Source organism: Eudoraea algarum (assembly GCF_050589645.1).
Classification (GTDB): Bacteria; Bacteroidota; Bacteroidia; order Flavobacteriales; family Flavobacteriaceae; genus JBNGOQ01.
In genome coordinates, this window is record NZ_JBNGOQ010000004.1 from 175,336 (window position 1) to 196,643 (window position 21,308).

The 21,308-nt window shown below is 46.7% G+C and carries 17 protein-coding genes; 7 read left to right on the forward strand and 10 right to left on the reverse strand.

All coding sequences use genetic code 11. The features are described 5' to 3' along the window. Nucleotides 1–10: 10 nt before the first annotated feature. On the reverse strand, nucleotides 11–568 hold the full coding sequence (locus ACRD67_RS15870) for a hypothetical protein (protein ID WP_430968205.1): 558 nt from the start codon (nucleotides 566–568) through the stop codon (nucleotides 11–13). A gap of 25 nt (nucleotides 569–593) precedes the next feature. Then, nucleotides 594–812 (reverse strand): hypothetical protein, encoded by a 219-nt coding sequence (locus tag ACRD67_RS15875; RefSeq protein WP_430968206.1) that lies wholly within the window; start codon nucleotides 810–812, stop codon nucleotides 594–596. Nucleotides 813–1,812: 1,000 nt separating this feature from the next. On the opposite strand from ACRD67_RS15875, the gene ACRD67_RS15880 reads away from it, so the two are divergent. Further along, the gene (locus tag ACRD67_RS15880) at nucleotides 1,813–2,403 is read left to right on the forward strand and encodes a collagen-like triple helix repeat-containing protein (protein ID WP_430968207.1); all 591 of its coding nucleotides are present in this window, start codon (nucleotides 1,813–1,815) and stop codon (nucleotides 2,401–2,403) included. 70 nt (nucleotides 2,404–2,473) lie between these two features. Here the strand turns inward: ACRD67_RS15880 and amaB are convergent, their stop codons facing one another. From amaB to ACRD67_RS15900, 4 genes are all read right to left on the reverse strand, one after another. Continuing rightward, a complete protein-coding gene (gene amaB, locus ACRD67_RS15885; RefSeq protein ID WP_430968208.1) occupies nucleotides 2,474–4,027 on the reverse strand; it encodes an L-piperidine-6-carboxylate dehydrogenase in 1,554 nt (517 codons plus the stop codon). Nucleotides 4,028–4,122: 95 nt separating this feature from the next. Continuing rightward, complete coding sequence (locus ACRD67_RS15890; RefSeq protein ID WP_430968209.1) at nucleotides 4,123–4,485, reverse strand: DUF1304 domain-containing protein; 363 nt, start codon at nucleotides 4,483–4,485, stop codon at nucleotides 4,123–4,125. A 6-nt stretch (nucleotides 4,486–4,491) separates the two neighbouring features. After that, nucleotides 4,492–5,031, reverse strand: a complete 540-nt coding sequence (locus ACRD67_RS15895) for a 3-hydroxyanthranilate 3,4-dioxygenase (RefSeq protein ID WP_430968210.1) — start codon at nucleotides 5,029–5,031, stop codon at nucleotides 4,492–4,494. A gap of 52 nt (nucleotides 5,032–5,083) precedes the next feature. After that, on the reverse strand, nucleotides 5,084–5,566 hold the full coding sequence (locus ACRD67_RS15900; RefSeq protein ID WP_430968211.1) for a CAP domain-containing protein: 483 nt from the start codon (nucleotides 5,564–5,566) through the stop codon (nucleotides 5,084–5,086). Nucleotides 5,567–5,942: 376 nt separating this feature from the next. Between ACRD67_RS15900 and ACRD67_RS15905 the strand changes: the two genes are divergently transcribed. Then, on the forward strand, nucleotides 5,943–11,456 hold the full coding sequence (locus ACRD67_RS15905) for an alpha-2-macroglobulin family protein (protein ID WP_430968212.1): 5,514 nt from the start codon (nucleotides 5,943–5,945) through the stop codon (nucleotides 11,454–11,456). 5 nt (nucleotides 11,457–11,461) lie between these two features. Here ACRD67_RS15905 and ACRD67_RS15910 read toward each other — a convergent pair whose 3' ends face one another. Together ACRD67_RS15910 and ACRD67_RS15915 are read right to left on the reverse strand one after the other, a co-directional pair. Beyond that, nucleotides 11,462–11,893, reverse strand: coding sequence for a hypothetical protein (locus tag ACRD67_RS15910; protein ID WP_430968213.1), 432 nt, complete (start codon nucleotides 11,891–11,893; stop codon nucleotides 11,462–11,464). A 118-nt stretch (nucleotides 11,894–12,011) separates the two neighbouring features. Continuing rightward, nucleotides 12,012–12,515 carry a CvpA family protein gene (locus ACRD67_RS15915; RefSeq protein ID WP_430968214.1) on the reverse strand — a complete coding sequence of 168 codons (504 nt, stop codon included), beginning with the start codon at nucleotides 12,513–12,515 and terminating at the stop codon, nucleotides 12,012–12,014. A gap of 139 nt (nucleotides 12,516–12,654) precedes the next feature. On the opposite strand from ACRD67_RS15915, the gene ACRD67_RS15920 reads away from it, so the two are divergent. The 4 genes from ACRD67_RS15920 to ACRD67_RS15935 all read left to right on the forward strand — a co-directional run bounded on the left by ACRD67_RS15920 (nucleotide 12,655) and on the right by ACRD67_RS15935 (nucleotide 17,567). Beyond that, the gene (locus tag ACRD67_RS15920; protein ID WP_430968215.1) at nucleotides 12,655–13,011 is read left to right on the forward strand and encodes a hypothetical protein; all 357 of its coding nucleotides are present in this window, start codon (nucleotides 12,655–12,657) and stop codon (nucleotides 13,009–13,011) included. A 21-nt stretch (nucleotides 13,012–13,032) separates the two neighbouring features. Next, nucleotides 13,033–13,341: an antibiotic biosynthesis monooxygenase family protein gene (locus tag ACRD67_RS15925; RefSeq protein ID WP_430968216.1), complete on the forward strand. Its 309-nt coding sequence runs from the start codon at nucleotides 13,033–13,035 to the stop codon at nucleotides 13,339–13,341. A 35-nt stretch (nucleotides 13,342–13,376) separates the two neighbouring features. Beyond that, the gene (pbpC, locus tag ACRD67_RS15930) at nucleotides 13,377–15,743 is read left to right on the forward strand and encodes a penicillin-binding protein 1C (RefSeq protein ID WP_430968217.1); all 2,367 of its coding nucleotides are present in this window, start codon (nucleotides 13,377–13,379) and stop codon (nucleotides 15,741–15,743) included. A 156-nt stretch (nucleotides 15,744–15,899) separates the two neighbouring features. Continuing rightward, on the forward strand, nucleotides 15,900–17,567 hold the full coding sequence (locus ACRD67_RS15935) for a glycerol-3-phosphate dehydrogenase/oxidase (protein WP_430968218.1): 1,668 nt from the start codon (nucleotides 15,900–15,902) through the stop codon (nucleotides 17,565–17,567). 19 nt (nucleotides 17,568–17,586) lie between these two features. Here ACRD67_RS15935 and ACRD67_RS15940 read toward each other — a convergent pair whose 3' ends face one another. Continuing rightward, the gene (locus ACRD67_RS15940; protein ID WP_430968219.1) at nucleotides 17,587–19,011 is read right to left on the reverse strand and encodes an alpha/beta fold hydrolase; all 1,425 of its coding nucleotides are present in this window, start codon (nucleotides 19,009–19,011) and stop codon (nucleotides 17,587–17,589) included. Between the two features lie 80 nt (nucleotides 19,012–19,091). After that, nucleotides 19,092–20,432 (reverse strand): alpha/beta hydrolase family protein, encoded by a 1,341-nt coding sequence (locus tag ACRD67_RS15945; protein WP_430968220.1) that lies wholly within the window; start codon nucleotides 20,430–20,432, stop codon nucleotides 19,092–19,094. 120 nt (nucleotides 20,433–20,552) lie between these two features. Between ACRD67_RS15945 and ACRD67_RS15950 the strand changes: the two genes are divergently transcribed. Further along, on the forward strand, nucleotides 20,553–21,305 hold the full coding sequence (locus tag ACRD67_RS15950; RefSeq protein ID WP_430968221.1) for a LytR/AlgR family response regulator transcription factor: 753 nt from the start codon (nucleotides 20,553–20,555) through the stop codon (nucleotides 21,303–21,305). Nucleotides 21,306–21,308 lie beyond the last annotated feature (3 nt).

Sequence of the window (21,308 nt, forward strand, 5' to 3'; positions counted from 1 at the left end):
CTTTTTGGGCTTATAGTTTTCCGTGCTTGTGCTTGTCCTGCCATTTGGCAAGATCTTTCCATTTACCTTCATAACACATTTTACCCTGCATGGGCCATGAGGCCGGGTCGTGCATTTTATAACGATTTCCACCCGAATTTAATACGTCGCGGCATTTGGCCACCGTAGTTTCCGATAAGGCCTTCCAAGTCTTGATATCATGGTTATGGAACAAACCTTCTATTTTTGGACCTATTCCTTCCACGATGGTCAGATCGTCCTGTTTTATTTTGAAGCCCATGTCCGATTTGGCTGCAGCTGCATTGAACACCGGGCCCTTTGCAGCGGTGGTACCGGACGGTGCCATGGAGGCCACGGGAGTACTATCCGAGCTTGAGGTCAGTTTTTTGTTGCAGGCCGCAAGCTCGGCCTCCAATTTTGCGTTTTTGTCCTGAAGCAGTTTTAGGTTGGCCGGGCCATCGGTGGTTTGCGCACCGCTTTTACCGATCAGATATCCAAAATAGGCGCAGAGTACCCCTACCAGAAGGGGTATGGCCCAACACCATAGGTTCATATTTTCAAAATCCATGTCTCTTGTTTTACGGGTTAGTTGTTTAGTGTAGGTTCAGCTTTGCCTGTCCATGATCGGGTCTTTCCTTTCCACTTTGTGCAGTAGTTTCCATTTGCGGAAGATCGTCCTTGGGCACTGTGGCTTCGCTTGCAGAGACCTCCTTAGGGTTGGCCCCACATTCGCTGCAGTACATCACAAAAAAATAGGTCCCCGCCAGAATCGCAATGGCTATTCCGATCAGGTTGGTCGTTGTTTTTGTCATTGTTATAGTTATTTAGTGTTCGCTATACAATGTATTAAAAAAATCCTAAAAACTGTTTGCTGATACGGCTTAAATCTTACTATTCAGTTACTTATCCTTGAGGTCTCGCCGATAAAAAAAAACCTTTTTATTGTTCCGAAATGCACGAATAATTGATCAAATGAACCAATTATACAGTTTTTACTACCAATTGTGAAGTAACGGAATGCCGTCCCATATATAATTCGGACTTTAGTACCATCAATAAGGATAAACCCTATTTCTCCCGACAAAGATCCGGCATTGAGATAGGGTTCAACATATTTTAAGTGTAGTTTGATTTAGTTTAGTTGGTTGGAAAGACCCGCTGCCACTTTGGGTCCATCAAAGGGGCAGCGGGTTTTCTTATGGCATATGACCAAATACACGATCCCAGCATCCGTCCATATTATTTTTTAGGCAAGGAACACACAAGCGATAGGCATTCCATCATAGATGGGCTACTTTTACCTTGTCCATACCTTAAGAACCCGAGGATTATGAAAAGATCGATAAAAGAATTTGTGAATTTTTGCTGCATGCTCCTGATACTTGGCACACAAGCCTTGTTGCGAGGCAGTTGGACGGCAGAGACCAAACCAGTGAAAGTTGGGCCACAACCCAAAAATGGAATACGTTTAAAATAATAGAATAAGCCGAAAACCTTTCAAACGGTTTCCATATATATCCGGTTGTTAAGCTGAATTGAAAGCCCGCCGATGCTTTGAGCCAGTTACGCCTTTGACGTAATGAAGGAGCTAAGGCATCGGCGGGCTTTTTTTGGTGCCATTTGAGATAGTGCTATGCTATTTTTTAGCCAGCATTGCATGTAAAACTGCCTGACATTTTTCTTCTTTTTTCCATTGGTACACGATACCTCTTCGACTAGACTTTTTTATACACCAAATACACATAAATCCCTTATAATCAGATGTTTATATTATAATTTTAATGCTATATATAATCGTAAAATCATACAATTATGAAAAAAGCAATGAGATTTTTAATGTTGGGAACCATGGTCCTTGCCATGGTGTTGACCTCCTGTTCCGCGGAGGATGGGGAAGACGGTGCAATTGGCCCTCAGGGTCCTCAAGGAATTGCAGGAACCGATGGGGTAGATGGTGTTGATGGGAATGCCAATGTAATCTACTCGGAATGGGTAGATTTTGTAGCTGCAGAATGGAGTGCATTGTCGAGCGATTTTGGTATCGATGTTCGTAACTACCCTGTAGTGGCAAATGATCTTACCCAAAATGTCCTTAACAACGGGGTGGTCTTGTTATATGTTCGATTTATCGGATTTGGTGATGACGCCATTATTACCCCATTTACCGGAGGTATTCTTTCAGGGGTTCAAACCATATTTCATCACGACAGTGAAGCACTTATCACTATCAAGTTTATCAATTCCGACGGGGTTGGCGATCCTGGGACATTTGGCGGTTCCGGAAACGCATTTAGATATATTTTAGTCCCCGGGAGCCAATTGGCTTCCAAAGGGTTTTCAAAACAGGATTTTGAAAAAATGTCCTACTACGAGGTCATGGACCATTTTGGGCTGGAATATTAGGATCCTTAAAACCAATGGGGTTTGTGAAGCCCCTGACCGTTAGAGCGGCCAGGGGTTTTTTAGTTGAGGTTTACAGGTCAAATTTGATGCCCTGGGCCAAGGGCAGTTCTGTTGTATAATTGATGGTATTGGTTTGCCGGCGCATATATACCTTCCAGGCATCCGACCCAGATTCCCGGCCACCACCGGTTTCTTTTTCCCCGCCAAAGGCGCCGCCTATTTCTGCACCTGAAGTTCCAATATTTACGTTGGCTATACCACAATCACTTCCGTTAGCCGATAGAAAACGCTCGGCTTCCCTAAGATTGTTGGTCATAATTGCAGAAGAAAGTCCCTGAACAACACCGTTCTGCAAGGCAATGGCGTTTTCCACGCCACCCGAATATTTTAGCAGATAAAGTACGGGGGCAAAGGTTTCATGCTGCACTATCGCAAAGGAATTATCCGCTTCCGCAATAGCGGGTTTCACGTAGCATCCACTTTCATAGCCCTCACCTTGTAGCACCCCACCTTCTACAATGAGTTTGCCTCCTTCGTCCACGACTTTCTGTAACGCTTGCTCATAGAGCGCAACGGCATCCGTGTCGATAAGTGGGCCAACATGGTTGTTTTCATCCAGAGGATTTCCGATACGCAACTGTTGGTAGGCGTCCACCAGGGCATCCTTTACCTTGTCGTAAATGGAATCATGGATAATCAATCTGCGGGTCGAGGTGCAGCGTTGTCCTGCGGTACCCACGGCTCCAAATACCGCACCGATGACGGTCATCTTAATATCAGCGTCCGGACTTACGATAATGGCATTGTTGCCACCGAGCTCCAACAGGGACTTTCCCAAACGCGAGGCCACTGCCTGTGCCACGATTTTCCCCATTCGGATAGATCCCGTAGCAGAAACCAGTGGAATTCGGGAATCCGAAGTCATCATTTCCCCTACTTTGTAATCCCCGTTGATTAGGCATGAAATTCCTTCGGGCAGTCCATTGGCGCTAAATACGTCCGCTGCAATATTTTGGCAGGCAATCCCACATAAAGGGGTCTTTTCCGAAGGTTTCCAAACACAAACATCCCCGCATATCCATGCCAGGGCGGTATTCCATGCCCAAACGGCAACCGGAAAATTAAAGGCGGAGATAATGCCCACAACGCCCAAGGGATGGTATTGTTCATACATGCGGTGTCCGGGTCTCTCAGAATGCATGGTGAGCCCGTGGAGTTGCCTGGACAATCCCACGGCGAAATCGCAGATATCGATCATTTCCTGTACCTCACCCAGGCCTTCTTGATAGGATTTTCCCATCTCGTAGGAAACCAATTTTCCCAAAGGCTCCTTAAGTTCGCGCAGCTTTTCCCCAAATTGACGCACTATTTCCCCGCGTTGCGGAGCTGGTACCGTCCTCCAATGGGCAAAGGCCTTGGTGGCGACCTCCATAACTTTTTCATAATCTTCTTTGGTGGTGCTTTTTACGGTAGCGATCAGGGCACCGTCCACTGGGGAATAGGAGGAGATTATCTCTCCTGATGCAAAATTGTCCGAGCCGGTAGCGGTACCATTATTTACGGTTTGGATCCCCAGTTTGTCCAGGGCTTCCTGAATTCCAAATGCAGCAGCAACTTTATTCATTTTATAACTTTTTAAGCAAGAATTGTTAGATTTTCAGCAAAGCTACAAATTAGAAGCAACTTTTATAGGGCTGGGAAAGGATATCTTGAGCGCATCTATGGCAATAGGACGAAAAGGATGCCCAAGAGGGCAGGAAGCGCCTGTACAAAAAATATTTTGCGATCGGCGGTAAGGGCTCCGTAAATTCCGGCAATGGCCACACACCCAAGAAAGAACAGGGAAATATTATCCCGCCAAAGGGGATCTTCTATAAAAAAGGTCCAAATAAGACCTGCCGCCAAAAAACCGTTGTACAATCCCTGATTGGCGGCGAGCGGCTTGGTCGGTTCAAATAGTTCTTTAGGGAAGTTTTTGAATACCTTTCTTCCTCTAGTGGTCCACGCAAACATTTCGAACCATAGAATATAACAGTGGATAAACGCCACTAATCCTACCAAAATCCTAGCAATACTATCCATATGTTTTTATTCTTGTGCAATAAACCTTGGGTCTACCGGCATTATGGTTCCACAGTTATCGCAGGTACGTAGTTTTTCCGATCCGTAAAAGGTCTTGAAATGACCTAAAAAATCCTTTTCGATGTCATGTAAGGTAAAATACGCCTCATACAGCTTGTTGTTGCAGTTGTCGCAGAACCATAGGAGTCCATCATCCACATTCATATCGGCCCTTTTCCGCTCTATGACGAGCCCTATGGAACCCTCGTGCCGTACTGGGGAATGGGGCACCTTGGCTGGGTGCAGATACATATCACCTGGGCCCAGTTCCATGGTCTTTTTTTTGCCATCCTCCTGAATATGTACTTCAATTTGGCCTTCCAACTGATAAAAAAGTTCCTCGGTCTCGTTATAGTGATAATCCTTTCTGGCATTGGGGCCGGCCACCACCATGACAATATAATCGCCCGCCTCCTTGTATAGATTTTTATTGCCAACGGGAGGTTTAAGCAAATCCCTGTTTTCGCTTATCCAATGATGGAGGTTAAATGGGGCTCGTATCGCCATAGCCATATTGTTCTTATGCTAATGTAAGAAAAGAAAATGGCTTTGACGGAGCCTATCTGTAGAATAACTGGGTAAAGTAGAGATTGCCACTTGGGTCCTTTTTGACGCTCACGGCCGTATCGGTAAAATCCCCCTCCATGGTTTTTTTGTGGTTGGTGCTGTTTAACCACCCCTGTAGGGCGGCGGCGGCATTGGAATAATCTTTGGCCACATTCTCCGCTACCTGAGCTGCATTTACCTCCGAAGATATTCCAGAAGCCCTGGAAGAAAAATTATCGTGACTTAAGCTTCCCTTGGAAATCATATAATCCGTGTGGGCATTGGCATATTCATAGGCCACGGCGCTGAATTTCAGGGCAGGTTGCCCTATAGATATCCTGTGCTCATTGACCAGGGCCAACAATTCCTCTTCAACTTCAACGGCATTTGCTGCCTCCGCAATAGGTTTGGGCGATTCCTCCAAGGATTCCGTACTGCAGGAACCGAGGACAACAACGAGCAATGCCCATGCCATACCCTTCATTTTCATTTTCATATAGTGTTCTATTCGCCATAAATAGAAAAAGGAAGAATGGGGTGTTCTTGTATTCCAGGGATAAGTAGAGGGAAGAGTTGGGGGTTCTCGTGCTATCGATACAAATCGAATCAACTGGGTAATATTAAAAAATATTATCGGAATAATCCATGAAAAAAGTGTTTTTTTCGACCATCTGCACCTTTTTTATCGCTTTTGCAAGTCGAAAACGGCTCTGCGGCATGCTTTCTGAAAAATACGTGGAAGGGACAAACCAACAGGATTGGAAGCCCGGGACAATGATGGTAATTTTTGCCCGGAATGGGCCGGGATTTTGCGTTAACCGCCGCCGCAAGAATGTTCTAAACCGTTATATTTACATGTACAAACACTTTCCATGAAAACAAAATCACTTTTATACTTACTCGCCTTCTGCATGGCGGTAGGTTGCACAACAAAAAAAGAGGGCGAGGCACGTTCCTATGATGACCTCAGTGCCTATGAGGCCTACGTTGCAGAGGTCTCCCCTGGGATAATTTCGGCAAAAAGCGATATCCGGGCCGTACTAAACCAGCCCGTGACCTCATGGAACAAGGGAGACGAGTTAAACGAAGATTTGATTCGCCTTTCCCCTAGGGTAAAAGGCAAAGTGTTGGTCCTGGACGAGCGAACCGTTGCTTTTGTTCCGGATGCTGGTCTTGAACAGGATACGGAATACCGTGTTACCCTGTCACTGAACAAGATTATCAAGGAAATTCCTCGGGAATTGGGCACCCTGGCCTTTGGGGTCAGGACCCTGAAGCAACAGTTCAATGTATACACCAATCCCCTGCAGTCCTATTCCAAAGAGTTACAGTTTATTGAGGGCCAACTGCGAAGTGCGGATCAGTTGTCCTTGGACACGGCCAAAAAATTGATTCGGGTCCGGCAGGGAGGAAAGCCGGTACGGCTCAAGTTTGATGAGGCCGTTACGGAAGGAACCCAATTTCAATTTACTATTGACAGCATCCAACGCCAAACCCATGACACGGAGTTGGAAGTTTCTTGGGATGGATCCGATTATGACATGGAGAGCTCAGGGAGAAATGTCCTGGTAATTCCGGGGAAAAACAACTTCACTATTACGGATGTCTCCGTAGATTTGGCAGAAAATAGGACGGTACAGATCAATTTCTCCGATCCGCTTAAAAAAGACCAGGATTTTAAAGGCCTTGTCGTCCTTGCAGATGATGATCAAGCCCGATTTTCGGTAGCGGGCCACACCCTAAAAGTATATCTGTCCACGGTGATCAAGGGAACAGCTCAATTGGAGGTTTTTGCAGGCATCCAAAGTGAGGACGGACATAAATTAAAGTCGAGGTTCACGGAGCAGATTGCCTTTGAGGCATTAAAACCACAAGTACGGATGCTTTCCAATGGAACCATACTGCCATCGTCCAGTAATCTCAAGATAAATTTTGAAGCTGTCAACCTAAAGGCGGTGGATGTTTCCGTATATAAAATTTATGGGAACAACATCCTACAATTTTTACAGAACAACACCCTCAATGGCAGTTATAGTCTAAAGACAGTTGCACGTCCCATTGCTCGCAAGAAGATTATACTTCAAACAGCATTGTCCAATACCGGTAAATGGGCCGCCCATGCCCTGGACCTAAAATCACTAATAAGCACAGAGGCCGGAGCTATATATCGGGTAGCGCTCAACTTTAGGCCTTCCTACAGCAGCTATACCTGTGAGAATACCAATTTTGATTCGGACGGGGATAACAATGAAGATTTTGATGTGGAGGCGGAAGCCAGTTTTTGGGACGGGGCAGAAAACTACTACAATGACTACTACGGCTATGATTGGAACGAGCGGGAAAACCCCTGTCATATTTCCTACTATTACGTTAAGAAAGTGGGAACCAACGTACTGGCAACCGATCTTGGTGTAACCATCAAGAAGGGGGTCAACAAAAGCTATTTTGTGGCCGTTAATGATATTCTCAACACCAACCCGGTTGCCGGTGCCACCGTCACGTTTTACAATTTTCAACAACAAGCCCTGGGGCAAACCGTAACGGATGCGGACGGCACCTCCATTTTTGATTCGGACCACAACGCCTATTTTGCCATAGCGGAAAATAATGGGCAAAAGACCTATGTAAAATTAAACGATGGGGGCGTGCTATCCATGAGCAAGTTTGCCGTTTCCGGGGTTCGGTTACAAAAAGGGATCAAAGGATTTATTTTTGGGGAACGTGGCGTTTGGAGGCCGGGGGACCAACTTTTTCTTTCCTTTATGCTGAACGATAATGCCAACAATCTTCCTGCGAACCATCCGGTGAAGTTAGAACTCCTAGACCCTTATAATAAAGTGGTGCACCGGGAAATACAGACCTCCGGATTGAACCGTTTCTACCACTTTTCCGCAAAGACCGATGCCAACGCGCCCACGGGAAATTGGACGGCCAAAGTATCGGTTGGGGGAGCAAGCTTTACCAAGACCTTAAAGATAGAGACCATAAAGCCCAACCGTTTAAAAATAAAAGCGGACTTTGGGTCAGAGATGCTTTCGGCCAACAAAGCGGTGAACGCTGACCTGGAGGTAAAATGGTTGCACGGTGCTATTGCCAAGGACCTCAAGGCCGATGTAACGGCAAAATTCACATCCCAAAAGACCAGTTTCAAGACCTTTCCCGGCTATACTTTTGATGACCCCTCCCGCAGCTTTGCCACAGAGGATCAAGTGGTATTTAGCGGCAAGGTGAACGCGGAAGGGAAAGCTGCGTTTTCGATAGACCCACAACTAAAAACGGTAGCTCCCGGAATGCTCAATGCAGCCTTTGTGACCAAGGTATATGAAAATGGTGGCGATTTTAGTACCGACGTATTTACCAAAACCTATTCTCCCTTCACCACCTATGTGGGACTTAACGTGCCCAAGGGTGATAAAACCAGGGGTATGTTGCTGACCGATGTAAAGCATACTTTCGAGGTGGTCAGTGTGGATGAACGGGGGAGGCCAAAAGCAACCGAAGAGCTCAAGGTGTCAATCCATAAAGTAAATTGGCGATGGTGGTGGGACACTTCGGCAGACAATCTTTCTAGCTTTAGCAGCAGCAATTACCGTGAAAAGCTTTTTGAAGAGACCATTAGCACCGGGCCCGATGGAAAAGCAACCTTCAATTTTGAGTTAAAGTACCCTGATTGGGGACGTTATCTGGTACGCGTAGAAGATACACGAGGTGGGCACGCCACTGGAAAAGCCATCTATATTGATTGGCCAGGTTGGGCAGGAAAATCCAGAAAGAACGACCCCTCTGCCGCAACCATGCTGGTATTTTCTACGGATAAGACCAATTATCAGGTTGGGGAAACGGCTACCATCAGCTTTCCGAGCTCAGAGAAGGGCAGGGCCTTGGTAACGGTTGAAAACGGGAGCGAAGTATTGGAGTCCCTATGGGTAGAGAGCGCCAAGGGAGAAACCAAATTTCAACTCCCCATCACCAAATTATATGCCCCCAACGTATTCATCCATATTTCCCTGTTACAACCGCATGCCACCACCTTGAACGATTCCCCCATCCGTTTGTACGGAGTGGCTCCCATTGGTGTGGAGAACCCTGCCACAAAACTGCAGCCCAAAATTGATATGCCCGATGTGCTCCGGCCCGAAGAACGTATTACTGTGAAGGTGAGCGAAAAAGAAGGACAAGCCATGACGTATAGCCTTGCCATTGTGGATGAGGGCCTCTTGGATCTCACCCGATTTAAAACACCCGATCCATGGAGTACTTTCTATGCCCATGAGGCGCTAGGGGTCAAGACTTGGGATGTTTATGATGATGTGGTCGGCGCTTATGGCGGACGCATAGATCAAGTCTTTGCCATTGGTGGTGATGGGGAAATTGCGGGGGCCAAAAATAAAAAAGCCAATAGGTTCGAGCCCATGGTAGTTTATCTCGGCCCTTTTGAACTCAAGGAGGGTGCCAGCAAATCGCACCAGATAAAAATCCCGAAATATATAGGGTCTGTGCGTACCATGGTAGTGGCCGGGGACAGTGGCAAAGAAGCCTATGGCATGGCAGAAAAAACTACACCGGTCCGTAAACCGCTTATGGTCCTGGCATCACTGCCAAGGAAAATCACCCCTGGGGAGCAGGTAACGCTGCCGGTTACCGTATTTGCCATGGAAAAGAAAGTAAAAAATGTACGGATACAATTAAAACCAGACCCTTCATTTACCATAGTAGGCAATGCTACACAGTCGATTTCCTTTATGGGTCCCGATGAGAAAATGGCCTATTTTGAATTAAAGGTGTCCGATTTCAAGGGGATAGGAAAAGTAGTGGTAGAGGCATCGGGCCATGGGGAAAGTGCTTCGTTCGAAGTGCCCATTGATGTGGTAAATCCCAACCCGGTGACCACGACGGCCCAAACCCTGACCTTGGATGCGAACAGCAGTAAGACCCTCACTGTAGAAACTTTTGGTATAGCGGGCAGCAATGCCGTCCAAATTGAATTTTCCACACTTCCGCCCATGAATTTCAACGGAAGGATGCAACAACTCATACGATATCCTCACGGCTGCGTGGAGCAGACCACCTCGGCCGCTTTTCCCCAGTTGTTTCTGGCCGATATTTTTGATATTACCGCGACCAAAAAGAAGCGGATACAAGATAATGTAACCCATGCGATCAATCGCTTGGGAACGTATCAGTTGCCCAATGGGGGATTTGCCTATTGGCCTGGACAAAACCATGCCAACGATTGGGGTACCTCCTTTGCTGGACATTTTTTGTTGGAGGCCGAAAAAAAAGGATATGTGCTACCACTCGGGTTTAAGGCTGCCTGGATCGGGTATCAAAGACAAATTGCAAAGCAATGGCGGGCAGGGATCCACACCCCTGACCTGGCCCAGGCGTACCGCCTGTACACCCTGGCGCTTTCCGGAAACGCGGACATAGGTTCAATGAACAGGCTTCGGGAAACCTCTAAACTGTCCGGTCAGGCCCGCTATCGCTTAGCAGCGGCCTATGCCCTGGTAGGGCAGACCAATGTGGCCCAGCAACTGCTACGCAATGCAAATTTGGATTTTACCGACAACACCCAGGATTACTACACCTATGGTTCCGCGGACCGTAACAGGGCCATGGCTTTGGAAACCCTTGTTTTGCTACAGGACAGGACCCAGGCGCAACAAATGGCTAAGACGGTGGCCCAAGGATTGGGCGAAAGGCGGTACATGAGTACGCAGAGTACTTCCTACAGCTTGCTGGCGATGGCCAAATTTGCCGAGATGGTGGGCGGCAAGGGTATTGAGGGAAGCGCTGTGGTAAATGGGAAGACAGAGCCTATCCGTACCGAAAAGACCTTGGCCAACCGCAGTTGGAACATTAAAAGCGGAAATGCGAACGTACGGTTGGAAAACGCCTCGGGCCATACGCTCTTTGTGAGCGTGGTCAACAGTGGTATTCTGCCAGTTGGCCAAGAGAAAGTGGTGCAACGGAACCTATTGGCCACTACAATTTTTAAAGGCCGGGACGGAAAACGTCTGGACGCTTCCAAATTGGTACAGGGGACAGATTTTGTCGCTGAGGTTACCCTGACCAATACGAGTGCGGAGGCCATAAAAGATATGGCATTGACGGAAATTTTTCCGAGCGGTTGGGAAATTGTGAATACCCGCTTTACCGATTTTGGAGACTTTACGGACAACAAGGTTAGCTATACAGACCTAAGGGATGATCGGGCCAATTTCTATTTCGATTTAAAAAGAAAGGAGACCAAAACTTTTAGGGTGCTGCTCAACGCTTCGTATTTGGGGAGGTACTATCTGCCCGGAACACAGGCAGAGGCCATGTACGACAGTGATTATGCAGTCCGGACAAAGGGGAAATGGGTAACGGTAGTACGGCCATAATCCCTTTAGGAGGATAGGGTTTTGCTGTTGGCGATTTCCTGAGCCCAGGCAATGGCATTCTCCAAGGACTTAAACCGCTTTACCTTGCTCTTTAAAAAAATTTTTTCCAGTCCGGCATTCAGAAAGCCTGCCCGGGTATAGCTCACAATTGCATACCCTTTTAGTTTATAGCTGTTCTTGAAGAACTTTATCCAATCCGTTGGCATTACGGAATACGCATTGATACGATGTGTAATCAGCACATAATCCTGACCGTCATTGTCGTAAAGATTGGTCAAATCCTCGGCGACCCTTTTTCCATGATTTTCCCACGTGAACAGGACGTCCTCGTTTATTTCGGCAATAATAAAGGAATCGAACAAATAGTAGTTGCCGAAAGAGTAATTTATTTCCTGCAGTGCTTTGCGGTAAAAGGGCGTGTCCTTTAGTTTCTTCACACCAAAATCCATTTCCAAGTTCTCGGCCACAAGATAAGGGAACTAAACCTAGGATGTTCCTTCCATCGTTTAAGAACACCAAAAATCTGTGTACTGCATTTTTTATGGACAAGTGTTATTATGGTTCCTTGGGAGTTTCCGCTTCTTTCAACACCTTGCTAAAGACAAAAGCCCCGATCTCCCTAACCGGGTTGTAAAGGACGGATTGGTTCAAGGTATCTTCCTCCACCAGTTGAATCGAGGTATTTGCCCTGTGGAAAAATACGAGCAATGCCCCAAGGATTACGGCAACTTTCACGGCCCCAAAAACCCCTCCCGCAATTTTGTTCAAGAGGCCCAACAGGGCAAAATCGGCAATTTTGGTCAAAAATTTTCCGGCCAAATGTACTACCAAAACAATAATGACAAAGGTAATGATAAAGGCGGTCAGGTTAATATATCGCTCGTTCCACTCCATATTTTTGGAGAGGTAGTCCCCCGCGATATAGGAAAAATGAATGGCACCGTAAAGTCCGGCGACCAAGGCTATTATAGAAGCAATTTCCACAAAGAGACCATTTTTGAGGCCTTTATAAAGTCCCCAGATCAATAATAGCCCAATAACGATGTCCAAAAAACCCATAGGCATTTTTTAATGGTATAAAATCTCTTTGTAACGATTGGTTTTCATTGGCAAATATAGAACTTTGATTTGTACCTTTGATGGCATAAAACGGAAGTAGGCCTACGACCAACCTAAAACGCCAAAAAGACGCCGCTAAATGTCAAGAGACATCATTTTAAAGGAACGCTGGGATTTGCTGGTGGAAAAGCTGTCCGCACAGTTCTCTGATGGCGATCCCCTGGAAATGGATGCGATAATCTATTTGGTTGGGGTACAAGAATTGGGACAGTACCACAAGAAGTACAAGAAGGACGAAAAATTGAACCTCATGCACATTGCCATATGCAGGTTGTTGGAACCCTATGGATATTACGAGTTTGAGTTTTTTGATGAAGACGGATGGCCGCATTACAAAGTAAAGGAAGCATTGCCCCATTTAAAGGCCGGCGAACAATCGGTCCTGATGAAGGAGGCACTGGTCAATTATTTTTTGGAAAAAAAGTATTTGGACTAAAAGCTGTTAAACCATAATGTCTTGAACAACACAACACCTTATTACGCAGTTATATTCACCTCCACGCGGACCTCTGGGGAAAACGGATATCCCGAAATGGCGAAACGTATGGAAAATTTGGCCCGGCAACAACCGGGCTATCTGGGCTTTGAAAGTGCCCGTGAAGAAATTGGGGTCACCGTCAGCTATTGGGAGTCCCTGGAAGCCATTGCCAATTGGAAGGCACATGCAGACCACCACTTTGCACAGGAAAAGGGAATATCGGACTGGTACAGCTGGTACAAAGTCCGTATCTGCCTGGTGGAAAGGGAATACGAGTTTAAGCGGTAGGCAAGTTTTATCAGCCCATCGGGCAAGGGATTTGTATGGGCACATTTAAAACGTTCCTGGAAAAAAGTATAGCGTACCTTAAAGGGCACCCTAGAAAAATACTGTTGTTATCGCTTCTTTTGATCGGCTATTATTTCTGCCTTCCAAAACAACTCTTCAACAAGCCCACCGCAACGATAGTCGAAAGCGCAGACGGAACCCTTTTAGGGGGTAAAATTGCGGATGATGGTCAATGGCGCTTCCCTGTAGCGGATAGCTTGCCCTATAAATTCAAGACCTGTTTGTTGGAATTTGAGGACACCTATTTTTATCAACATCCTGGCTTTAACCCCGTTGCTATGGCCAAGGCATTGGGGGCCAATCTGAGAGCCGGTAAAACGGTAAGGGGCGGGAGCACCATTACCCAACAGGTCATTCGCCTCTCCCGAAACGGTACCAAAAGAAACTACTTCGAAAAGGCCATTGAACTTATTTTGGCCACCCGCCTGGAATGGAGGTACTCCAAAGAGGAAATCCTGAACCTCTACGCGGGCAATGCACCTTATGGCGGCAATGTGGTAGGATTGGAAGTAGCAGCCTGGCGGTATTTTGGCCTAAGGCCACATCAATTATCCTGGGCGGAAGCGGCCACCCTGGCTGTACTGCCGAACGCGCCAGCGCTTATCTATCCGGGAAAAAACCAAGAGCGATTACTGGCAAAACGAAACAGGCTCCTCAAAAAAATCTATAGCAAGGAGCTAATGGACAGCATAACCTACACCCTGGCCCTCTTGGAGGAATTACCCCAAAAACCCTACCCTTTGCCCAAAGTGGCTCCGCATATGGTGGAGCTTGTTTCCAAAAAGTACAAGGGGCAACGGATACGGACAAACCTTAAGGCCGATCTTCAAAGAAACTTGAATAGTCTCGTGGACAAACATCACAAGGCACTACGGCAAAATCAAGTGCACAATGCAGCGGTCTTGGTCCTGGACGTGCACAGTAGGGCCGTCTTGGGGTATGTCGGAAACACAGATACCAAAAAGGAGCATCAAAAAGATGTGGATATGGTACAGGCCAACCGCAGTACCGGAAGTGTTTTGAAACCCTTGCTCTACGCGGCGATGTTGGATAGTGGGGAGCTACTGCCCGATATGTTGGTTCCTGACGTTCCCACCCAAATTGCCGGGTACACTCCCGAAAACTTTGATGAGCGGTACAGCGGTGCCGTAAGGGCCAAAAAGGCCTTGTCCCGATCATTGAACATTCCGGCCGTGCGCCTACTGCGGTCCTATGGCCTACATAAATTTCGGGATCAATTGGATCTATTTGGGCTAAAGGGCATTGACAAGTCTGCAGATCATTACGGGCTTACCCTTATACTGGGCGGCGCGGAGAGCAGTCTATGGGACCTGTGCAAAACCTATGCCTCCCTGGCGGCTACCATAGCGCACTTCAATACGACGTCGAGCGAATATTATACAGGTGAATTTGTCGAACCCATCCTGATAGCGGACAAATTGGCCGATTTTGGAAAAAAGAACACCCAAAAGACCATTTTCAATGCGGGCAGTATCTATCTCACGTTTGAAGCCATGAAGGAGGTAAACCGGCCAGAAGGAAACGAGGCCTGGGAATTTTTTGACTCCTCCAAGGAAATCGCATGGAAAACAGGGACCAGCTTTGGGAACAAGGATGCATGGGCCATTGGGGCTACCAAAGATTTTGTTGTGGGCGTTTGGATAGGCAACGCTGATGGAGAAGGGAGGCCTAATGTATCCGGGCTAAGCAGTGCCGCTCCGTTGCTGTTCGATGTTTTTGACCTCTTACCAAGATCTAGCTGGTTTGCCAAACCCCTGGACGAATTTACAGAAGTAACGGTATGTGCCCAGAGCGGATTTTTAGCTGGGGAAATCTGTGAAAAAAAAAGAATAGACATTCCCCAGGCACCAAATTCGGTAGGTCCCTGTCCCTACCACCAATGGGTACACCTGGACGCCCAACACCAGTTTAGGGTCAACGCTTCCTGTGAAGATCTTTCCCAGGTGCTACGGGTACCCTGGTTTACCTTACCACCATTGCTGGAGTTTTATTATCGGGGAAACCATCCCACGTACAAACAGCTCCCGCCGTATCGGGAGGACTGTAGTCCCATAACAGCGCCCGTTATGGAATTTATCTACCCCAAGGACGGCAGCCGTATAAGCCTAACCAAGAATTTTGAGGGAAATAAAAATGAATTGGTGCTGAAATTGGCACATGCCAGAATAGGTGCCACTGTCTTTTGGTATCTGAACGATATCTTCCTGACACAAACGAGGGAATTTCATGAAGTAATTATGCTCCCTCCTCCAGGAACCCATAAAATTACTGCTGTTGATGCCTTGGGTCATGAAGTTGCCATTACTATAACGATAGAGTAGATGCCACCCTTTGAATTAGGAATATAAACATTTATATTTGAGGCTCTTATCTGGATTAAAGCTAGCAAATTATATGATTTCGTTGGACGGGTTCACCGCCCTTTACGGTGAGCGTCTTATTGATAGTGAAAAAGAAAATTGAATTAAAAAAATAGTGTGAAAGAGAATATCAAATTTTCAAACTTGGACAGGTCAAAGACCGTTAAAAAATTGGCCAGCGAGGTTTTTGATCTTGTAGTGATCGGGGGCGGTATTACTGGTGGTGGCATCACCCTGGACGCGGCCTCTAGAGGGTTAAAAGTGGCGTTGGTAGAGAAGAACGATTTCGCCTCGGGAACGAGCAGTAAATCTACCAAACTGATCCATGGCGGCCTGCGATATTTAAAACAGTTTGATTTTTGGTTGGTCAAGGAGGTGGGGTCGGAACGCGCCATCGTACATAAATTGGCGCCCCATATTGTACTTCCGGAGAAAATGTTGCTTCCCCTGATCGAAAATGGCTCCTATGGTAAATGGCTTACCTCCATCGGTTTAAAGGTATATGATATTCTTGCCCAGGTAACCGGGGACGATAAGCGAAAAATGTTGGAGAAAAAAGAGGCATTAAAGCTAGAGCCCCTATTGCCCAAGAAGATCCTGAAGGGGGCGGGCTATTATGCGGAATACAGGACCGACGATGCCCGTTTGACCATTGAAACCATAAAGACCAGCCTTCAACATGGTGCCCTGGCACTCAACTATGCAGCGGTAACCGATTTTGACTATACCGACGAAAAAATTTCGGGCGTCAAGATAAAGGATGGTACTTCGGATAAAGAGTTTACCATAAAGACGAAATATGTAATCAGTGCTGCCGGCCCATGGGTAGACGAACTTAGGAGTATAAACAATTCCAAAAAGGGGAAACGCCTACATCTTACCAAAGGGGTACACCTTGTGTTCCCGCACGAAAAACTCCCGGTAAAACAGTCGGTGTATTTTGATGTTCCGGATGGCCGAATGATGTTCGCGATTCCTAGGGGCAAGGTAACCTATGTGGGTACTACAGATACCAATTACAACAACGATAAGGACGATGTTAGGGTAGATTTGGCAGATGCCATGTATTTGATTTCGGCAGTAAACAATATGTTCCCCAAATTGAATTTGGAGATGGAAGACATTGTTTCTTCCTGGGCAGGCTTACGGCCCTTGATCCATGAAGAGGGAAAATCCGCTTCGGAACTATCCCGCAAAGACGAGATTTTTACCTCAGAAACCGGACTGATCAGTATTGCTGGGGGAAAACTTACCGGCTACCGTAAAATGGCCGAGCGGGTGGTGAACAGGGTGGCCAATAAAATGAAGGAAGACTATGATCGGGAGGTCAAGGAGTGCAGTACCGATACTATTCCCTTGACCGGAAATGATTTCAAGAAGTTTAAGCACGTGAAACGATATATTACCGAAGTGTTCGATAGGATCAAAGCGGATGGCTTTGTAGCATACGATGCATGGTTTTTGGTGACCAACTACGGGAAGCAGACCGAGATGATCCTGGAGGGCTACAACAAATTAAAGGACGAGGACCCCTATGTGCGATTGGCCAAGGCCGAACTCCATTTCGGTATCGCCTATGAGATGATACAGTACCCCACAGATTTCTTTGTGAGAAGAACGGGACGCCTCTATTTTGACATTGATGGCGTTCGCAAACTGATGGACCCCATTCTCGAGGAATTCGGAACCATCTTCAAGTTGGACAATGCCAAGCTCATGTCCTATAAGGAGGAGTTGCAGGCCTTACTGCTGGATCATTCCGACTTTTCCCTAGACCGCGTTTAGCCGCCTATTCCGTTTAATTCTATTCCCAGGGGATAGGACCGCTTTTGGCCGCACAGGATAGATCGGGCCTTTCCTGGGGGCTATCCAGAAATGCACGGCAGGTTTCAAAAAAACACGAATTGAACAGGGAATGGCCATCCCGTTTAAATTCCATGTAGTAAGAGTTTTTTAAGTTTTTGGACAGTTCCACGGCATTGCTAGCAGGTGTTATGGGATCTAAACGGCCATTGGCTATAAGGGTCGGAATGTTGGAAACAACAGGCTGATCCTCATGGGCCTTGGCCCTAAAGGAGTGCCAGTTTTCCAAGGCCTTGGGGTCCGAATTAAAAAAGGCGGGCCCCGTACTGAATTCCGGATGTCTTTCCAGGTCTTTGGAAAATTCCAAAGTTCCGTTAAAGGGCAGTTCCTCATAGGCCATGACCGACATATACATGGCGAAATTGATAAAATTTACGGTTGCAGTGGTGGGTCCCAATGCCTGCCGGAGCCCGTCCGGATCCCTCTTGTTAAGCGCTTCAACATAGGCGGGTAAAAACCCGATCATCCTCTTTTGATACAATAGTTGATGTGCTACCAACAGGGCATCCTGCACATTTAAAACAAAGGGTTCCCCGTTGTAGGAAAAGGAAATGGGCTCTTTTTCCAACTGCTTCAGTGCTTCAAAAAAACGGGCCTTGACCCTTGGATAACGGATATTGCAATCGGGGTCCTCACCGCATTCCTCAAAAGCGGCCATCAGGGCGGTGTTGAAATTGCTGATGAAGTGGGTGTAAATTTCGGAGTCGGGCGCGAAGATTCCAAATAGGATGGAAGAACGCACGCTGTTTGGAAAATCTCTCATGATGGTCAGCCCAAGTCTTGAGCCGTAGGAACCCCCGAGAATGTTCCACCTGTGATACCCCAGCTTTTTACGTAGTGCCTCAAAATCTGCGGCGTTTTCCCTACTGTTGTACCCGGACAGATCGGTCCCTTGGGCCACAGCTTCCTTTTTACAGCGCTCTGTGGCCTCCAGAATTTTGACTTCCTCCTCCTCAGGGGTCAGGTCCATGGACAGGATCTGAATCAACCGGGCACCTAAATCACTGCAAATGGCATTGGATTCACCTGTGCCCCGTTGGTCCATTAAAACAATATCCCTATCGGCTCTCAGGGCATTGTTGCTCCAGAAATTTTGCATGATCAGCGTAGCACCTCCCGGACCTCCCTGCAAGTAGAGAATGGGATCCTCTTTAGGTGAATCACCCTTGGCCTTTAGTACACGATAGGCCAAGCGTATGGTTTTGCTGTTCTTTACCGATCGGTTTTCCGGAACTTCCAAAAAGCCCGATACAATACCTTCTTGAGAGGCGTGTGCTTCTTGATTTAAACGTGCACCAACTTCTTTGGAAGTGTGCTTACAAGACATGGAAAAAACGAACAGGATGCAAAAAAGAAGGGATTTCATAGGAACGACTTTAATTGATGAATCCTAAAAATAGTGAAATTAATCAGGATTCAGCCGCTCTTTCTCCCACGGTTCCTGGGCTAGTTTTGTACAGGTATGGTGGACAGTCCGGCAATTTCCCGGGCCCAGTTCACAATTTGCATGCTGATGTTTTCCTCCCATTTGCCAGGATTCCCCTCAAAAGAGTCCTTGGCGGTTTGATGAATGGTGTTCCAGTGGTCCAGCCCCGGATATTCGTACAGCACATGATCCTGATGGCCGTTCCGCTTAAGTACTTCAATGATCATCTTGTTGTCAAAGGAAGACATGATCCAATCGTTTGTGCCCCGCATGATCCTAACAGGGACCTTCACCTTTTCCCAAGCTCCGGCCAAATCAAAGTCCTGCAACTGTTGATAATAGGCCACGGGCCTCCCGTACATATGCCCGGGAGCGTGATAGTTGTATTCAGATAATGCGGGGTATTCATCCACTACCTGTTGATAGGTCTTTTTCTGTATGAGCATCCCGTAGTACAAAGGGATGTAATATCGATTCATTTGCCGTACGATCTCCGTTTCCGAAAGTCCCTTGAATTGCAGGATACGCCGTTCAATTTCCAACATATGCTCATACCAGGTCTTAAAGAAGGTACCATCGGAGATAACACCGGCCAAATTAAACTCATTGGCCAATAGGGGGGCCAGGGCACTGCCCATACTGGAGCCGTAAACAATAATGCGGTCCGGGTCTACATAGGGTTTTGATTTCAGGGCGCTAATGGCAGCCTTAAAGCCCGCCACGTCGGTCCTAAAATCGGATCGGGAACAATCACCCTCGCTGTCCCCAACCCCCGGTTTTTCTACCCGCATTACGACCATATCGGATTTTTCAACAAGATCTCGGAGCACTTTGGCCCAATTGCTGTTTCTACCCGGGTAGTTCTCAATGCTTGAACAGCTTAGCCCTCCGATCAGGATAATCGCAGCTTGCCTGCCCGGGCGCTTGGGTTTGGTGATGATCGTTCGTTGAGACAAACCATAAACACTGGTAACCGCTTCATACAAGGTTTCGATACCCGCATGTTGTTCTTTTTTTATGGCCGGCAACAAAACGCTTGATCGTATTAGCTGTCCTCCCCTTAAGACTTCCAATTTTATGGGACTGCCCGCTCGGATACCATAGGACATTTCGGTCCATACCTCGTCGGACGAAATAAGGACCTCATCTATCTTAAGAATACGGTCTTGTGGCCGTAATCCCGCTTTTTCCAAAGGACTGTTTTCGGTAATGGACTGGATGACAGCCCCAATTTGTTCGCTGGAAGGACCAGAAATTTTGGCCTGCCAGGAGGCCCGACGATCCAATTTTTGGGCATGAAGGACAGCTCCCAAAAGCAGGAAGCAAAGTACTTGGAACAGGAAACTCTTTTTGGATATCATAATAGGAATTTTATATTTTCCTTAAAATTAGATTGTCTATATTTATCCAAATCGATATTTATATAACCCCACAGTTATATTATGCGAATACCCTTTATATCATGATAAGTTTTAAGGTACATGAAGCTCATCAAAGATTTTTACCTGTTTAATTCGCGCATCGCCACCCATATCATTTTTTGGATAGCGTACTATATTTTTTTTGGGCTGCTCTGGGTCACCGATGAGGGTTATCTCGCGTCCTTCTATTTGGAGTTCGTATTGTTGCCCACACGTATAATGGCTGTCTACCTGGTAATTTATTTTTTATTGCCCCGTTTTTTACTGAAAAGCAAGTACCCACATTTCTTTTTGGGCTATGTTCTGGTGTTGCTTTTGGCAGGTGCGCTTCAGCGGATATTCATACATTTGTTTTACGAAAATCTCTTGCTCAATACGGCCGGACATGGCCTGTTCAGCGCCACCATGTTCATTAGGGCCGTGGTGTTGATCAATACCACGGTGTTATTGGTACTGGGGGCCAAACTGTTTCAACTTTGGCAAATAGCCCATGAAAAAAACAAGGGCATCGATCAAAAATTTCTTGAAATACGGTCTAACCGAAGGATGCACCGTGTACCTTTGGACAGCATATTGTTTGTGGAAGGATTGGGAAACTATGTGGTTTATCGCCTTTCCGATAAATCCAAGATCACCGCCTATGGGACCATTAAGGAGGCTTTGAGGCTGTTGCCTTCAAATTTTGTCCGCGTGCACCGTTCCTATATCGTGAACAGGGACCATATAAAGTCCTATGATGCCAATACTATTGATGTCCAAAATGAATCGGTCCCTCGAGGGAAGAGTGTAACCGATGAGGTATTGCTTAATTGATCG

What these genes read in the sequence shown, in the direction of transcription:
- ACRD67_RS15870 (WP_430968205.1), bottom strand. Translation starts at nt 568, where the DNA reads ATGGATTTTGAAAATATGAACCTATGGTGTTGGGCCATACCCCTTCTG.
- ACRD67_RS15875 (WP_430968206.1), bottom strand. Translation starts at nt 812, where the DNA reads ATGACAAAAACAACGACCAACCTGATCGGAATAGCCATTGCGATTCTG.
- ACRD67_RS15880 (WP_430968207.1), top strand. Translation starts at nt 1,813, where the DNA reads ATGAAAAAAGCAATGAGATTTTTAATGTTGGGAACCATGGTCCTTGCC.
- amaB (WP_430968208.1), bottom strand. Translation starts at nt 4,027, where the DNA reads ATGAATAAAGTTGCTGCTGCATTTGGAATTCAGGAAGCCCTGGACAAA.
- ACRD67_RS15890 (WP_430968209.1), bottom strand. Translation starts at nt 4,485, where the DNA reads ATGGATAGTATTGCTAGGATTTTGGTAGGATTAGTGGCGTTTATCCAC.
- ACRD67_RS15895 (WP_430968210.1), bottom strand. Translation starts at nt 5,031, where the DNA reads ATGGCGATACGAGCCCCATTTAACCTCCATCATTGGATAAGCGAAAAC.
- ACRD67_RS15900 (WP_430968211.1), bottom strand. Translation starts at nt 5,566, where the DNA reads ATGAAAATGAAAATGAAGGGTATGGCATGGGCATTGCTCGTTGTTGTC.
- ACRD67_RS15905 (WP_430968212.1), top strand. Translation starts at nt 5,943, where the DNA reads ATGAAAACAAAATCACTTTTATACTTACTCGCCTTCTGCATGGCGGTA.
- ACRD67_RS15915 (WP_430968214.1), bottom strand. Translation starts at nt 12,515, where the DNA reads ATGGGTTTTTTGGACATCGTTATTGGGCTATTATTGATCTGGGGACTT.
- ACRD67_RS15920 (WP_430968215.1), top strand. Translation starts at nt 12,655, where the DNA reads ATGTCAAGAGACATCATTTTAAAGGAACGCTGGGATTTGCTGGTGGAA.
- pbpC (WP_430968217.1), top strand. Translation starts at nt 13,377, where the DNA reads ATGGGCACATTTAAAACGTTCCTGGAAAAAAGTATAGCGTACCTTAAA.
- ACRD67_RS15940 (WP_430968219.1), bottom strand. Translation starts at nt 19,011, where the DNA reads ATGAAATCCCTTCTTTTTTGCATCCTGTTCGTTTTTTCCATGTCTTGT.
- ACRD67_RS15945 (WP_430968220.1), bottom strand. Translation starts at nt 20,432, where the DNA reads ATGATATCCAAAAAGAGTTTCCTGTTCCAAGTACTTTGCTTCCTGCTT.
- ACRD67_RS15950 (WP_430968221.1), top strand. Translation starts at nt 20,553, where the DNA reads ATGAAGCTCATCAAAGATTTTTACCTGTTTAATTCGCGCATCGCCACC.